The organism is Prevotella dentalis DSM 3688 (assembly GCF_000242335.1).
In the GTDB taxonomy this organism is placed as follows: Bacteria; Bacteroidota; Bacteroidia; order Bacteroidales; family Bacteroidaceae; genus Prevotella; species Prevotella seregens.
Map to the genome: position 1 here is coordinate 1,194,401 of NC_019968.1, position 16,437 is coordinate 1,210,837.

Below are 16,437 nucleotides of genomic sequence, written 5' to 3' on the forward strand. Positions count from 1 at the left end.
CCACGCCCACAGAGAAGAGCGATTCATGTGGGCAAACCCATACGACAAGTAACAAATAACTAATAATTTAAATTTTAAAATGACAACCATGAGTATGAAATTACGAAGATGGAGGTGGCACCTGACGTTGACGGTGCTGCTGGCCATGTTTAGTGCCCCGCCGGCTTTTGCCGACTGGACAAAGTGGAACACAGAGGGTTTCCGCATCTTGGAGAGTCCAATAAAACCCGACGCGGACAATGTTCTCCTGAAGATTGTATGCTGCCAACATGACGATGAGTGGGACTGGTTCGAAGAAGGAAAGATTTATGCAGTCTATGATAATGGCAGTACAGAACAAATAGGCTCCCTCAAGTATAAAGGAAAGCTCTCCATAGAATCCGAATATGGTTGGGTAAATCAAACACAAAATGAAGCACCTTTTCCTGGCAAGAACGACAATAAATTATATTTTAGCGAATACAGGTTCTACCCCTCTCCCAAGCTGATTTGGAAAGGCCTCAAGGGCCTCAAGATCACGGGGGTATGGACGTATGACGACCGTCATGCGAAAGGCAAAAAGGATAACATAGAAAGCACCCAATACCTGAGCGTCGAGGGTCTCAACCAGGCGAGGGGTTCTTTCTATCGCCCCGCGCCCGGGAAGATAGCTTTCAGGGCAAGCAACATAAAAGTTTATACCTCGCGCTCCAACTACTATAATATCTATAACGACTATGGCAATTACGTCAATGACTGCAAGAGCCCTGGGAGTCACGAGAATTATTATGCCGGTTCTGGTAACAACACATCGGTCGACAAAGAGATCATCACCAACGCGAGCAACAAGGACGCCAGAAGTTTCTGGGTGACTTTTACGACAAACTATTGGCATTCTAACAACCACGAGACCAGCTTCATCGATCCTCAAGGATGGTTCGGGCTGCAAGGATGTGCCTATCCGACGGACCTAAACGTCACCACCAACCAATGGGTGGGGACAGGCAACATTACGCTGCGTTGGAACGCAGTAACCTACGACCGCGACACCGATGGAAAGTGGGGTGTCTACAGGAAGCTCAAGGGCGGCAGCTCCTGGACGCTGCAGAAGAAACTCCCCTTCGGCACCCATGATTACACGGAGACCATCAGCACGGAGACGGATTACGTCTATTGCGTGAGTTTCATCCACAACAACTGGAGCGACCCCTCCAGTCCCGTTGGCGACATTTGCACAAAAGAGGTAAACGCGAACCTGACGCGCACGTACAACATCCAGCTCAACGTCAAGGGCGAGCAAAACAAGATTAGCGTGAAATTCACCTACCCCGCGGGCACGGGTAATGCCGCTTTCGACCTATACCGCTCCACGGACAACGGCCAGCACTGGACGAAGAAATACACGGTGCAAAAGACGCTGACGGACGTTTCGGGCGAGGACAGCTGGGAGGACGTGGACATTACCTCGTCATGCCAGATCAATATATACAAGGTGGAGACCACGGTACTGGGCAAGAAGTTCACCAGCAACATCATGTCCGGGCATATCGAGGGCGAGACAAGCCTGCAAAGCCTCATGGTGTCGAAGGGCACGTACGCCAACACGGTGAAGCTGACATGGCGCGTGAACCAGGTGGGCTCGGAGGCCACGCAGTACGTGGTGGAGCGCAGGTTGCTGGGATCCACGGCGGAAGAGGACTATAAGTCCGTCTACTCCGTGGAGGGCACCAACTCCTCTTACACCTTTGACGACAACACCGCCGCTCCCGGGCAATACTACCAGTATCGGCTTACCACCTACAAGAGTTGCAAGGAGGGCGTCAGCAGCACGTTGGTGCCCCTGAGCACGCACGCCGAAGAGGGCTTCTGCGTGAACACGGGCTCCATTTCCGGCCGCATCGCCTACGGCACGGGCATGGCTGTGCCCGACGCGAAGGTCATCCTCACCTCCAATTCCGAAGCCAAGAACCAGTTCTATTCCCTCCGGGTAAAGAGCAGGGAAGCCGGTCTGCATTGGGACATGAACAACAAGCAGACGATTGATTTCTTCAAGAAAGACGGAAAGGACCGGCCCTTTACCATACAGATGTGGGTGAATCCTGACAAGGGAATGACGCATAATGCCACGTTGGCTCATGCACATTGTATCTTCCATTTCGGGTTGAAGCCGAATGAAAATAAATATGAAATCATATTAGGCGCTCCTGATGGCAACTCTGGTAATAATCGCTGGATTAATACGGGTATAAAGATCAAGCCCGAGGAATTCTCGCACATTTCCCTTTCCACGGATGGTAACCAGAAATGGACCGTGCGTGTGCCTAATGGAGAATCTATCCAAAGCTATACCGTTACGGCCAACGCTATTGACTCGAACTTTGAAATAGAGGGCATCCGCTTTGGACGCCCCAGAAGTCCCGAAGCCAGCTGGGCTTTCAGCGGCTACCTCGACGAGATACGCGTTTGGAACAAGGAACTCAGCGACAAGGAAATCCTAAACACCTACAACCGCATCATCTCCGGCACGGAGCAGGGTCTAATGCTCTACTGGCCCCTGGACGAGAACATCCCCAACCAACCCACAGCCTACGACTACAGCAAGACCAGCGATGTGCCCAATGGCAACCACGGAAAGATTCTGGGTAGCAGCGGCACCAGCCGCGAGATCAGCACCGTGGTGCCCACGACGGACCAGCTGAGCGTCTATGGCATCACGGATGCCAATGGTGGTTATCTTATCACCGGCGTGCCCTTCATCAGCGGCGGTACCAGCTATTCCATCACCCCCGACAAGGGTGGGCACCAGTTCAACCCCCAGAGCCTGACACGCTTTGTGAACAGCGAGGCCCTGAATCACAGTGCAGTTGATTTCAAGGATATTTCTTCGTTCAAGGTTACGGGTAAGGTGACATACCAAAACACCACCTATCCTGTGGACAGCTGTTATTTCTATGTCGATGGCACCATCTGCAGCAAGGACAGCAAGGCCATCATGAGCAAGGCCGACGGCAGCTACGAGATCTCCGTGCCCATTGGCAACCACCACATTGAGGTCAAGAAAGACGGCCACGTGTTCTGCGACAACGGCCGTTATCCCGCGGACCCCAACCAGGTGGGCACCTACAAGACCTTTACAGAGCCCGTCTCCAACCTGACCTTCCAGGACAGCACCTTGGTAACCATCACAGGACGTGTGGCCGGTGGCAAGACAGAGCATGACAAGCCCTTGGGCCTGGGTCTAGGCAAGAACAACATCGGCACGGCGGAAATCACGCTCGGCGTGGACACCTACCTGCTGAACGCCGTGCGCAAGCAGGGTGCAGGAGGCACGATTACCACGGAGCCCAATGCAGATAACTTGGCCATCCAATCGCCCACGACGGACGTCAACAGCACGGCCTATCGCCAGGGGGGCGACGTGGACAAGGCCAAGAAGATCGTGATTCGCACCGACGCGAGCACGGGTGAGTTCGCCGCCCTGGTGCCTCCTATATTATATAAGGTGGAGAGCATCAAGATACCCAGCAATCCCGACGAGGTGAAATTCGAGGGCCTGGGCAACATTGACGCAAGGGCCGTGCGCCAGCTGAAAACCGACTCCACCGTTGTGGATGGCAAGAAGAAAGAGTTCAAGTATGTGGCCGCGCTGAACATGCCCTACCGCATTGCGCCCACACTGGAGGTAAGCGACAAGCGCAACACCCATGGCGCCTTTGGCGAAAGCAAGTACAAGTACGACGATGGCAATGGCGTTGTGGAGGAAATCAACCTTTTCACCGCAGACAATGCAAGCGTCAACTATCTCTTTGGCAAGCCCATCTTCAAGCAACTCTCGCAGTACACCTTCAAATTAAAAGGTTTCGAGCGATATGTCAACAAGGATGGTGGCCAAGGGCATTGGGTGTATGACGAAGTGCCCCTGAAGGACGTTTCCGTCAAGTTCGCCAATCAAATGGGCACGGGCCAGCAGGTGGCCATCGAGGATTTCACATCCGGTGGCGTGGACTATAAGGTAGGCGACCTGGGCGAGACGCCACAGGACGTAGTCAAGCTCGACTCCTTGGGCCAGGCTGAATACCGATGGTCGGCAGGCTTGCCCAACATCATTGCACCCTACACGCGCGACATCACTGCCACGTACGACGTGGATGGCCGCGCCTACCAGTGGGCAGGCCCTGACAATAACAAGCTGACGGGCATCGTCCTGGGCGCACTGCCCTCTGGCAACAACTTCGTAACCGAAGGCCCGGACAAAGTGGCCATGATTCTGCGCGACCCCGCCGGTACCGGCTCCTATTCTTATTGGGAAACGGGTCAAAGCACCACGCATACCGAGACGACCGAAGTAAAGGGCCACACTGGCGCCGACGAGACCATCACCGCCTCCGCGGGCTTGGTGCTCAAGACCGTCTCCGGCATTGGCTTCGCCGTGGTAAGCTCCACGGAGAATACTTTCTCCACAAGCTTTGGCATGAACGTAAGCTACGACCGCACGAACAGCAACACCACGGAGGTAACGACCTCCGCCACGAAGCGCATCAGCACGAGTGGCGCCTCGGATTTCGTGGGCGCAGCGGGCGACGTGTTCATCGGTTCCTCCACCAACATCCTCTTTGGCAACTGCCGCAAGGTGTTCGTGGAGAAGAAGAATGGCCAATTTGCCATCAACAACGGAGATGGCATCACCACGGGCCAACAGTTCACCACCGACTTCGCTTACGAGCAGAACTACATCGAGAACACCCTGATTCCCAACTTGGAGAATGTGCGCAACGCCCTGCTTACCACTGTGACCGAGAGTGATTATCCTAACTTTGCCAACAACACCAAGGAGGTGAAGTACATCACCCTGCTGAGCCGGGAGGATGAGCGTTTCGGCACGGGCAATGACGATAAGGACGTATGGGGAGCGCAAGCAGTGCCCTTCAACCACACCGAGGGCCCCAGCTACAAGGTGGTTTATCCCAAGACCGCCAGTGCCAAGCCCGGTGAGTACTATGTGGACAAGGTGCACTTCTACAACCAGCAGATCAAGAACTGGAGACAGATCCTGGCCAACAATGAGAAAGCCAAGGTGGACGCCATCCAAAACTCTGCTGATTATCTGAAGCTCAACCAGAGCTTCTCGGCAGGCTCCGGCGTGGAATCCTCCGTTACCAACACCATCACCAAGACCCGCAGCTACACCAACAGCTTCACCATGGCAGCCACCGCTACCATACACGTCGAGGCCAAGGTGTGCGACATTGGCTTGGAGAGCGAGACGACCCTGGAGACTTCCCTGGAGAGTGCAAGCACCACGGGCGACACGAAACAGAACAGTATAACGATGGGATATGTGCTGGCCGAGAGTGGCGACGACGATGCCCTCTCCGTGGACATCTTCAACGCGCCCGACGGATTCGGTCCTATCTTCCGCACGCGTGGCGGTCAGACCAGCTGTCCTTACGAGGGCCAGACCGTTACCAAGTACTATGAGCCCGGTACCGAGATCAGTGCTGCCACAATGCAGATAGAACAGCCGCATATCAGTTGCAGTCAGCCTGTGGCTACGGATGTAGCGTCAGGCTCAAGGGCTACGTTCCCCCTCGTGCTTAGCAACACGTCGGAGACAAAGGAGAATCTCTACTTCAATCTAATCATTGTGGACAAGACCAATAAGAACAGTGCCGGATTTGCACTTCCTACCGGTAACATCGGCAATGGCCGTACCATTCTTGTTCCTGCCGGAGAGAACGTGAAGATGAACCTCTATCTCACTCAGACTAATACTGATGTTTATGATTACGACAGTATAGCAGTGGTACTGGCCAGCCAGTGTCAGAGCGATCCTACCGGCGTACACGATGTAATAGCAGATACCGTATGGATTTCTGCTCACTTCGTTCCGAGCAGTAGTGCTATCACACTTAAGAGCGATATGAATCTGATGAACACATCCACCGGAACAGATTTGGCTCTGAAGATTCGTGATTTCGATGCCACATTCAAGAATCTGAAGTATATCGAACTGCAGTATAAGGGCGAAAGCGACGCTAACTGGCGTAGAGCCAAGCGCTATGTAATAGATGCCAAGGATAAGGACAACGACAGTGAGGTGCTGCCGGAGGGTGGTGTCGTCAATGTGACATTCTCTATGGCCAACGCTGCTGTATATCCTGACCAGAAGTACTTCTTCCGTGCAATTACTGCAGCCAGCTATGGCAGTGAATTGGTAACCAATGAGAGCGAGACGCTTACCGTGATAAAGGATATGAGTAGGCCTAAGCCTCTAGGCACCCCAATGCCAAGCGACGGCCTCTTCAATCCCGGAAGCGAACTCTCACTTACATTCAATGAGAACGTATTGAGTTCAGAACTCACCAAGGAGGCCAACTTTGATGTAACTGCAGCTCTGAATGGTAGCGACATTATCTTCGACACAGCTCTCAAGATGGAGGGCAATGGCAAGACTGCCTCTACCGAGACTGATATTAATCTGTCCGGCAAGAGTTTCGCTGCCGATATGTGGCTCAAGCTCAACAAACTGGGTGGTAGCATCCTGCAGCATGGCAATGCCGACAACAAGTTTGGTGTAGCTATGGATGCCAAGGGGCATCTTGTGGTGAGCATCGGTGCCAACAAGTACACATCAACCAAGGTGATGCCTCTGAATCAGTGGGCTTATCTCACTCTGAGCTATCAGGCAGGCGACAATGAGAATCTGCTGTATGCTACTGTAGCTTATGACGCTACCACTGCCAATCTGTTTACTGCCGAGAAGGTGGCTGCTTATTCAGGCAACGGCCGTCTGAGCGTAGGTGGTGGTACTGATGGCAGTATCAAGGAGCTTGTGCTCTGGGATGGCGAGCGCACTATCAACGAGGGTCTCGCTAATAAGTTTGCTACCAAGAAGCCTGCTACTACGGGTATCTTGGGTTACTGGAAGATGGACGAAGGTCAGGGCCGCGTGGCCAGCGATTGCGCTCGCAGTCGCAACATGTCACTCTCTAACGAGGCTTGGTATCTCAACAACATCAATAAGTCAGCCCAGATGGATGGCAACAGCTATCTCAAGATGAATATCTCTAAATGTCCTGCAATGGATGCCGACGACTATGCAGTAGAACTCTGGTTCCGTGGCGAAAAGCAGAGTGACAATGCTACTCTCTTCAGCCTTAACGAAAATGCACTGCGCGTAAGCTTCACAGAGGCAGGTGCTCTGCAGCTCACCTCCAAGGACGAAACCACAGCACTGGGCAAGAACAGCTATCTAGACAACAACTGGCACCACTTCGCTCTCAACGTACAGCGTGCCGGATATGCTTCAGTATATGTAGATGGCGCATTGCTCAAGTCGATGCCTGCCAAGAAGGTAGCTGCATTTGCAGCCGATGCAGCAATTATCGCTGGTACCCGTTATCTCGACACTACCGGCGAATGGGCATATCGCGATTTCTTCAAGGGCAGTATTGATGAGGTTCGCTTCTGGAATGCAACTCTCTCTTCTAATCTTATCAAGGAGCGCATGCGCACTATGGTATCTGCGAATGCCGAAGGTCTTAAGGCTTACTATCCATTCGAGGAAGTATCCGTAAACCTGGGCAATGGCCAGAAAGAGGTAAAAGGTTCGCTCAAGGATATGAGTGTGATGAAGGCTCAGGATATGACCTGCAACTCTGCAGTCAAGTTTACTGATGAGACACCGGCTCTGAAGACAGTAACCCAGGAGCAGAATCTGGCTTACAGCTTCGTGGCTTCTGACAATAAGATAGTAATATCTCTGGACGAGGATGCTGACAAGCTCGAGGGAACTACTGTTCACATCACAGTGAAGAACGTACATGATATCAATGGCAACCTGAGTTCACCTATCACATGGAGTGCATTCATCCATCAGAACACGCTGGTATGGACAGAGGATGTAGTGGCTCTTACACAGAAAGAAGGCGACAACACTGGTTTCACAGTAGCATTTACCAACAGCGGTAGCAATACTGAAAACTGGACTCTCGTTTCTCTCCCATCTTGGCTCAAGGTAGATGCAGAATACGGGCAGCTCACGCCTCAGTCCAGCAAGACTCTTAAGTTCTCTACTCAGGAATCTATAGCTATCGGCAAGTATGAAGCTACTGTATACCTCAAGGGCAACAATGATATCTACACTCCTCTCACAATATCTCTCAACGTTACCGGCGAACAGCCATCCTGGGCGGTAAATCCTGTAGATTATGAGCAATCCATGAACCTTATAAGCAACCTCAGCATCCAGGGCACTCCAAGCAACGACGAGAATGATATTGTAGCTGCATTCGTCAATGATACAATATGTGTAGGTGTGGCTAAGCCAGAGTATCTGTCTAAGTACGACTCTTACTTCCTGCTCATGACCATCTATGGCGATGTTGAGGCTAAAGAGGTAACATTCAAGGCTTACGATGCCAGCACGGGTCGTGTATATCCGGTAATCAGTGAGAACCCTGCAGTGAGCTACAAGCCCAACACGCTGGCTGGTTCGTTCACCTCTCCTGTGGCTCTCAACGCGCTCGACTATGTAGAACGTACCCTCACCCTCAACAAGGGTTGGAACTGGAAGTCAGTCAATGTAAAAATGCAGTCTACTGCCCTTGCCGATGTATTCCATACAGTAGGCAAGCAGATAGCCAATATCAAGTACGACAACGACTTCGCGCATGCCAACGAGAATGGCGAGTTTTCTGGTAATCTCACCAATATCGATTACAAGCATACTTACCTAATCAGTGTTCGTGAGGCTTGTGAGCAGAATGTGGTAGGTGGTATTCTCGATCCCACGGCAGTACAGATACCAATGAATGCCGGATGGAACTGGATATCTTACATCCCACAGACTACAATGAGCGTCAATGAAGCACTTGCAGGCATAGCAGCCAACGATATGGATATCATCAAGAGCCAGAACAAGTTTGCTGTCTACACAGGCACTGACTGGCAGGGCTCACTCAAGTATATGACTCCTACCGAGGGCTATGCTTACTTCAATGCAGGCACTCAGGGCTTCAGCTTCAATTATCCCAAGACATCATCTGCCCAGAGAGCTCATCGTGCTCCTAAAAAGCAGCATGAGGCAGGCGTATGGCTCAACGATTCTTATACGGAATATCCATACAACATGACCATGATTGCTAAGGTGATGAATGGCGATATGCCAGCTGCAGACCATGAGATAGCTGTATTCAGCAACGAAGGCAACTGTCGCAGTGACGAATTCACAGATACCGATGGTATGGCTTATCTCACTGTTAGCGGTGGTGATGAGGCTGAGGTAATGACAGTCAAGATCCGCGAGACTGCTACCGATCGAGTTTACACTCTGCCTCATGTTTTCACTTATAATCGCGACAGAATGATGGGCACTTACGCCCAGCCATTCACGATCGATCTTATGACTACAAGCATCGAAAATGTCATCACTGCCGGTTTCCACAGTATTGATGTTTACGATACAACAGGTACTCTGTATCGTCATATCGAACAATCCGATGGCACGTCTGTTCTCAATGCGATGAAGCATGGCATTTACATCTTCGTCATCAACACTGACAAAGGCCGTCAGGTTAAGAAAATAGTAAAGTAGATAGTTCTCTCTAAATATGACTTTTAAGAAATCAATTGTTATATTTTCACTCCTTATCGGGTGCATCGGCAGCAATGCCGTTGCATCCGATTGGACTTATGATGAGCCTTTCATCCGTCAGTATTTCACATCGGCCAATCTGATTATTGAACTGCGTGATGGTTTAAAACTTCTCACAGGCAATGTGAAGCTGGGGGCTTTCTGCCACGACAAACTGCGCGGGGTGCAGACACCCAATGTTAGGGACAACATCATCTATCTCACTATTCATGGTGAGGATGATGAAGTAATGGATTTCAGAGTTCTGCTGGAGGATGGCACTGAGCGCCAGTTGCGCTACACCTACACTTATATATCAAATGACATGGTCGGGTGGGACATACCTTGGCAGATGAATCTATTCGGTCTTAAGGCTGTAGATGTGAATAATGGTGGAATGTATTCTGCTAAGGGTTCACTCGCAGATAAGCAGCATCTGCCTCTCGTAGGTGACTGGACTGCAAGCGACTTCACTCGTCTGAAAGACTCTTCCACAGGCTCCGACGGTACTACCGATGAGATTCGTAGCATAAATCTTGCCGAGGCTCGTCTCGTAGGCAGTGCACCTTCGGGCGGTTGGCTGTCAGCGTTCCCCAATGTAGGATCTGTAGAGGCCAATGTGTTGCCCGATGGCATGGCGGTGAGCGAATTTCTCGAGGGTGTAAACCCTAATGTTCTGCTCTATCTGCCAAAGACCACTACAGCAGATCCTCTATCCAATGTGGTGATAGGCACCAAGGCTCAGCGAGTGGTTATCACAGATGGCGCGCCATTCTATGCTCTTCACACATTTAAGGCGGTGAAAGCCTACTATAGCCGTTCATTCTCTCTGCCTACTATTGAACAGCGATCGGCAGGATGGGAAACCATCACTCTGCCTTTCCGCCCATCAGAGTTCACCGCCACCAAAGGCAAGCTGGCCCCTTTTGGTAGTGCCGAGATAGAGCATGATATGTACGAGGATACTAATCCTGATGGCTATCGTCCATTCTGGCTTCGCTGTCCCGACGGCACATCATTCATTCAGGCCAAAGAGATATTGCCAAATAAGGCTTATATCATCTCCATGCCAAACAGCACCAACTACAAGGAGGCTTACAACATTACAGGTGATGTAGCGTTTACCGCTACCAACGTCTATGTGATGGCTACCCCCGATGAGATGTCTGCCGAGGCTACCACGGCCTATGATCTTGTGCCTACTATGAGCAAGGTGAAAGCCAGTGACCAGGTGTATGTGCTCAATAGCAAGCCTATCCCAGCCAGCAATTTAGTGGCGGGCGAGGCATTTGTGCGCAACGGCAGCGATGCTCAGCCATTCCGTGCCTATGCTTCTCCAAAGGCAGGACATAGCGGTGCATCCTATTTCATAATAGATGTTGATAAGGCAACAGCCATTAGCCATCCCTCTGTTTTGGTATCTGATTCTGACCTCTCTGGTGCAGCCTACGACCTCAATGGCCGGAGGCTTACAGGTTCCGAGAGAGGCCTACGCATCATTAATCATAAAAAAATAATAGTAAAATGAAACGAACATACATCTCGCCCCAAATAGAAGTAAGAGAAATCGCGATGTGCGAAATTCTCGCTGGCAGCACCATCCCAGAGGATGATGACAATAAGAACCCCTCAATCCAGAGTAAATATTACGAACACAAATATAAATATAATCCCTGGGATGAGGAATAAACAAATCATGAGGAAATCATGAGGGTGTGTCAAATGAGGCACATCCTCTTTTATTTATAAGGTTCTACTTGCCGATTCATCATACGTAACCAACTGAATATCAGTTGTTTAATATAGGTTTGAGCCATAGGAAAGCCGGGCTAAATTGTAAGATTTTTTATCAGTTTAATTATCTGATATTCAGTGCTTTTTAGTCCTACTTTCCTACTTTTTTCAAGTATCTTTTTAAGCCCTTTTTTACGCCTTTCACTTTCCAATACAATAATGAATGTCTTTGATTCCCAATAGGTTAAGTACTAACGTGCTATTTGTGAGCCGCTTTTCTTCTGAATGAAAAGGATGTTGATTATCAGCTACTTACGATTTTCGTATTTTCACTTGGTTTCACTTGATTTTATTCATTTTGTATGTCATATATCTTTACAAACACCCGTTTTTAGGGGTTGAAGATTTAACATATTTAACCTTTGCAAATACTCAAAATCTGCATTTTCGTGCTAAAACGTGTTTTTTTATCATTTTTGAGAGGTTGGCTTTTATCTGAATAAATCTGCCATCGTCAGCTGGCATTGAATGTCATCAGAATAGCCGCCCGGCGCAAATCCATAGGAGGTGATCAGTCCCACGGTAACTTGCCATTTCTGCTATATTTTGCCGAGTGCAGCTTATTGTATGCAAAGATACAAAAATATATCAAAAGACTAGAATATGTGTCAATGTTTAACTAAGTTCTATGTGAAATAGCCTCGATTCTAACACTTATCGGTATTCTGATGTGACATTTTTTCTTTTTATAAAAGAAAATGCCGGAAAAAGTTGGTGATTTCGAAATATTTCATTATATTTGCAATTAAAAATTTTAAAAGCGGAGAATATGGATTTGACTCATAATATAATTGAATACGTGAACTGCTGCGTTGGTGCTTTTGCGAATCGTTTTAAGCTTTCATTGGCAGATTCGTACGCCTATTTGCGTAGATTTAAAGGAATAGACTTCCTTGTTGCTTGTTATGCGGCTGAGCATACTCTTTCTATAGAGGATGCAGTGGAGGATATTGCCATATTATGTCAAAAGAATGGAGGACGATTAGGATGCTAAAATTATATCATGGTAGCAATGTCGTGATAGATAAAATAGATTTATGTCTTTCACGAAAAGGCAAGGATTTTGGATGTGGATTTTATCTGAATCCAAATGAATCGCAAGCAATGGAAATGGCAGTTCGTACTGCTCAAAGACTGCAGGAGGGAACACCGGTAGTTAATGCTTACTTGTTTGATGACAGCTTGCTTATGGAAGATTCTACGGTTTTATCCGTAAAAGTCTTTGAAGATTATTCTGAAGAATGGGCAGAATTCATTTTGATGAATAGAAGGAATATGACTTCTACGCCTGCTCATCCTTACGATATAGTTATTGGTCCGATTGCAGACGATACGGTGGGTCTCCAAATGCGTCGCTTTATCCAGGGCTATATCAGTATTGACAGAATGATTGAAGAACTGCGTTTCAAAAAGCCTGCTGTTCAGTATTTCTTTGGAACAGAAAAAGCTGTTAGTTACTTAAAGAAGATTTGATTATGAATGAAGATATTCAGTTTCAGATAGAATGCCTCTCTACAGAATTGGTTGAGATGCTGATGCAAAAGTATGGATGGGATATGAAGAAAGCTCTGGATGAGTTGTATTCTTCAGAAACCTACAAGCGCCTGTGTAATCCTGCCTGTGGCTTGTATTACGAAGGCGCAGTATATGTTTTCTCTTATTTGGAGAATGAGATGGAAACTGGGGTGGTAAAATAATGGTAATTGAAGAAAGTAATTTGAAATTCAAAGAATATGGCAATCAAGAATGGCAATACGTTCCCACATGAACTATTCAAGGTTGGTGATTGGGTCACATTCCAGTGGGGTGATACGTTGAAGGAAGGCATTGTCTTTATTGTAGATGCTTATGGTACATTTGAATCTCCCAATACTCCTTCGTATGATATTATGGTTGAGAATGAGAATATGTTGTATAAGCATGTAAAATGCGATTTGATAAAATCGAGAATCTAAAGATAATGTATCGATAAGTCGTGGAAATCTATTGAAATTTGGTAGATTTCCACGATTTATCTGTATGTATTACAGAAGCTGGTTATTAGTTTGCAATATTTCTAAAGGCAAAATAACCAACAAAAGATAAATTTCGAATTAAGGTTCTACCACCCATCCTGTTTGGTTTCCAACTGGCCCATTGGCAGATTCGTTATCCACGTAATAGAGTTTGAAATCTTGACCTGTCTTCAAAGCTTTCCGCACAGATCTATCCCTTCTGCATTTACCAAGGTTTCAGCCATCAATTTGGTAAGCTGCTCCGCCTTGGTCTCGTCTATAAAATTGTCTATTTCCATAATCTAATCCATTTAATAAGTTAGTCAGCGCACACCGAATCGAACGGTGATTTTTCGGGTTAGAGCCGAAAGTAATTGCCATTATACGATACGCCAGTTTCATTTGGACAGTTCTTTAACCACCTAGTCCAAATCTAAGCCATAAGTAGTCCCCCTTCTGTGTAAATTTACATAAGGCTATTAAGTTGCTCCAGTCATAAGCCTTTGAATACTTTATATTGCCAGAATAATTAGTGAAGCTATCCTTATGGTGTACATCCTCCGCCGGCTTGGTTATGCCCAGCTTTAGGCAAATCTTACATAAAGGATGCTGCATTATATAGGCCAGCCGAAGCTCCCTCCATCTTTTACTGCGGTAAATGTCCGTCCTCTGTTCTCTGTTTATCTGTCTGCTTTTCTATGTATTAGTATTCTTCTTTAATGTAGGCATAAAGTCTGTTTGTAAATGAATGTTCTTTATGTTTCTCAATAAAGCAAATATAATAAAAATATAGAACATATCCAAATAAAATTAGCGGAAATTATAAACTTTATTAACAAATCAATCTCACTGCTGAATTTTGCCCTACAAGCTATTTGAAAGGCATAAATTCTGAGCTGACATAACTCCCAACACAAAGTTTTAAAATAATTTCACATTTTCTTGCAATCGTCAAAAACTTTTAGTATATTTGCAATATAAGTAAAGGGATAATCGCGAGTGGTGTTTGCTACTACAGACATACTTTAAGTTAATTTTTTCATAGGTTGGATAAGAAAATGGAGTAGAGATACTCCTTTTCTTTGGAAACCGCCTAGACAAAAGTTGACAAATTATACATATAAAGGTACTTGAAAAACAGTGATTTTCCGCTTTATCATTAGATTAACTCATTTTTAGATGGTGACAAAATTTTACTTTTTATTTTTCTAATACTATGAAACAATTAGCTATCAAATCTAATGACGGGTTTTTGCATTTAACCGATTTACCGCAAAATTGCATCTTTAACAAGAAGATTACTGGTTGTGGCGGTACAACCATTGCATTGAAGAATAATATAGATTATGTTATTGCAGTCCCAACTGTAGAACTGATAATTAACAAGATTAAAAGGGTGGACAGTGGAATTGGCACTGTCCGGTTTAAGGATGGCTGTATGATGGAAGTGTTTGGCATATTTGGCACTTTTGACTATCAGACCAAGAAGGGTTTAAAGGAATATGTAAAGAAAGAGGGTGTAAAGAAGATTATTTGCACTTATGACAAGCTGCCCAAACTGAAAGAGTTTATAGACACCAAGGACTATCAGTTATTGGTCGATGAGTACCACTCACTGCTAAAGGCTTACAGCTATAGACATACTGCCATCAACGGCATATTTGAAAACTACAGAGAATATAAGTCTGTCTGCTTTATGAGTGCCACCCCCCATCAATTCGGATTTTAGGCCGGATGCTCTAAACGGTTTGGAGGAAGTGGAAGCTGTCTGGGACAATGCGGACCGTTTAATGGTAAAGTTGGAATACACTAACAAACCTTATGTGAAGGCTGCCAACATAATCAAAAATTACAAGACAGAAGGCTGTCTGGAATTAAACGGCATTAAAAGCTATGAGGCCTTTTTCTTTATTAACAGCGTAACGGATATAGTAAGGCTGATAGAGTGTACAGACTTGCAGCCGGAGGATGTTAGGATTATATGTGCCAATACGGAGGAAAACCAAAAGAAACTGGGCAGATTCAAGATAGAGAACAGCAACTGCCCGAACAAGATGTTCACCTTCCTTACTTGTAAATCCTTTGAAGGGGTTGATTATGAATCAGACACGGCCTTGTGCTTTGTCGTCTCCACTGCTTTCAATCCCCATACACAAGCCAGCATAGATACGGACATACCACAGATAGCTGGTAGAATAAGAACGGCCACCAATCCTTTCAGAAATGTTATAATACACATCTTTAACAAAACTTACAAGGACTTGCAATTAGATGTTACCTACAATGATATGAAAGAGACGGTAGACAGAGAACTGGAAGCCGCCAAAGGGCTGGTTAAGCTGTTCAACTCCTTGGAGGATGAGACACAAAGGGATATTCTTATGAAGAGCTTCAATAACAAGTATATAGCTGCAAAGAACGGCAGATTTGTCTTTTATGACACTCTGCCCAAGCTGGAGCTGTACAATTATACGGTTAATCAAGTTGTCTATAAAAACGGACTGTCAGTCAAGATGGCCTATGACGGGATTGGAGCACTAAGCAGCAGTGCTGAATTTAGTAGGGAGACTGGCAATTTGGAAAGTATAGCAAAGGCAACTAAGAAACTGTCCTTCAAGGATGCCTATTTGAAAGCTCTGGATGCCAAGAGGAAATTAGACCCTTTTACATTGGACAGATATTGCAGTGAGGAATTGGTTAGGGATGCTGTATATAAGCTGACACCAGAGGAAGTTAAGTCTGTAAGATACACCAAAAAGGGAGTTAGGGAGCTTCTGTTGAGCAAGAATGGCAGACTGAATGACAGCACCAAGATTATTAAGATTATCAGAGAGTATTAACTATAATGAGTTTATAAAGAATGAAAGGATGAAAGCCGTTATAGGCAATGCCTACAGACTACTGGGAATTGCCAAGGAAGCCAAGGCTTCAGACATTAAACAGTGGTTTGAGGTTAAAGATGCTAGAAAGAGCATAGATGGGGTACAATACAGAGGATATTATATATTGAAAGAGAAACTAACCTTTAAAATTTAA

The 16,437-nt window shown here is 46.8% G+C and carries 10 protein-coding genes; all 10 read left to right on the plus strand.

Translation table 11 applies throughout. The features are described 5' to 3' along the window. The first annotated feature begins 94 nt into the window (after window positions 1-94). Window positions 95-9,574: a LamG-like jellyroll fold domain-containing protein gene (locus PREDE_RS12070; RefSeq protein WP_168109914.1), complete on the plus strand. Its 9,480-nt coding sequence runs from the start codon at window positions 95-97 to the stop codon at window positions 9,572-9,574. Window positions 9,575-9,590: 16 nt separating this feature from the next. Further along, window positions 9,591-11,141, plus strand: coding sequence for a hypothetical protein (locus tag PREDE_RS12075; protein ID WP_005847938.1), 1,551 nt, complete (start codon window positions 9,591-9,593; stop codon window positions 11,139-11,141). After that, window positions 11,138-11,302 carry a hypothetical protein gene (locus PREDE_RS14125; protein ID WP_005847937.1) on the plus strand — a complete coding sequence of 55 codons (165 nt, stop codon included), beginning with the start codon at window positions 11,138-11,140 and terminating at the stop codon, window positions 11,300-11,302. Before PREDE_RS12075 ends, PREDE_RS14125 begins: the two co-directional genes overlap by 4 nt. An 874-nt stretch (window positions 11,303-12,176) precedes the next feature. Beyond that, entirely contained in the window at window positions 12,177-12,401 is a 225-nt protein-coding gene (locus tag PREDE_RS13660; RefSeq protein ID WP_015310540.1) for a DUF3791 domain-containing protein, read from the plus strand. Continuing rightward, on the plus strand, window positions 12,395-12,880 hold the full coding sequence (locus PREDE_RS12080; RefSeq protein WP_005847933.1) for a DUF3990 domain-containing protein: 486 nt from the start codon (window positions 12,395-12,397) through the stop codon (window positions 12,878-12,880). Before PREDE_RS13660 ends, PREDE_RS12080 begins: the two co-directional genes overlap by 7 nt. A gap of 2 nt (window positions 12,881-12,882) precedes the next feature. Next, window positions 12,883-13,104 carry a hypothetical protein gene (locus PREDE_RS12085; protein ID WP_005847932.1) on the plus strand — a complete coding sequence of 74 codons (222 nt, stop codon included), beginning with the start codon at window positions 12,883-12,885 and terminating at the stop codon, window positions 13,102-13,104. Window positions 13,105-13,140: 36 nt separating this feature from the next. After that, window positions 13,141-13,362 (plus strand): hypothetical protein, encoded by a 222-nt coding sequence (locus tag PREDE_RS12090; protein WP_005847931.1) that lies wholly within the window; start codon window positions 13,141-13,143, stop codon window positions 13,360-13,362. Between the two features lie 1,255 nt (window positions 13,363-14,617). Then, window positions 14,618-15,130, plus strand: a complete 513-nt coding sequence (locus PREDE_RS13340; RefSeq protein ID WP_005847930.1) for a DEAD/DEAH box helicase family protein — start codon at window positions 14,618-14,620, stop codon at window positions 15,128-15,130. Window positions 15,131-15,149: 19 nt separating this feature from the next. Further along, a complete protein-coding gene (locus tag PREDE_RS12095; RefSeq protein ID WP_005847929.1) occupies window positions 15,150-16,241 on the plus strand; it encodes a hypothetical protein in 1,092 nt (363 codons plus the stop codon). A 28-nt stretch (window positions 16,242-16,269) separates the two neighbouring features. Next, the gene (locus tag PREDE_RS13965) at window positions 16,270-16,437 is read left to right on the plus strand and encodes a hypothetical protein (RefSeq protein ID WP_005847927.1); all 168 of its coding nucleotides are present in this window, start codon (window positions 16,270-16,272) and stop codon (window positions 16,435-16,437) included.

Excerpts from the sequence above, each read along its gene's own strand:
- PREDE_RS12070 (WP_168109914.1), top strand. The coding sequence starts at position 95 with ATGAAATTACGAAGATGGAGGTGGCACCTGACGTTGACGGTGCTGCTG.
- PREDE_RS12075 (WP_005847938.1), top strand. The coding sequence starts at position 9,591 with ATGACTTTTAAGAAATCAATTGTTATATTTTCACTCCTTATCGGGTGC.
- PREDE_RS14125 (WP_005847937.1), top strand. The coding sequence starts at position 11,138 with ATGAAACGAACATACATCTCGCCCCAAATAGAAGTAAGAGAAATCGCG.
- PREDE_RS13660 (WP_015310540.1), top strand. The coding sequence starts at position 12,177 with ATGGATTTGACTCATAATATAATTGAATACGTGAACTGCTGCGTTGGT.
- PREDE_RS12080 (WP_005847933.1), top strand. The coding sequence starts at position 12,395 with ATGCTAAAATTATATCATGGTAGCAATGTCGTGATAGATAAAATAGAT.
- PREDE_RS12085 (WP_005847932.1), top strand. The coding sequence starts at position 12,883 with ATGAATGAAGATATTCAGTTTCAGATAGAATGCCTCTCTACAGAATTG.
- PREDE_RS12090 (WP_005847931.1), top strand. The coding sequence starts at position 13,141 with ATGGCAATCAAGAATGGCAATACGTTCCCACATGAACTATTCAAGGTT.
- PREDE_RS13340 (WP_005847930.1), top strand. The coding sequence starts at position 14,618 with ATGAAACAATTAGCTATCAAATCTAATGACGGGTTTTTGCATTTAACC.
- PREDE_RS13965 (WP_005847927.1), top strand. The coding sequence starts at position 16,270 with ATGAAAGCCGTTATAGGCAATGCCTACAGACTACTGGGAATTGCCAAG.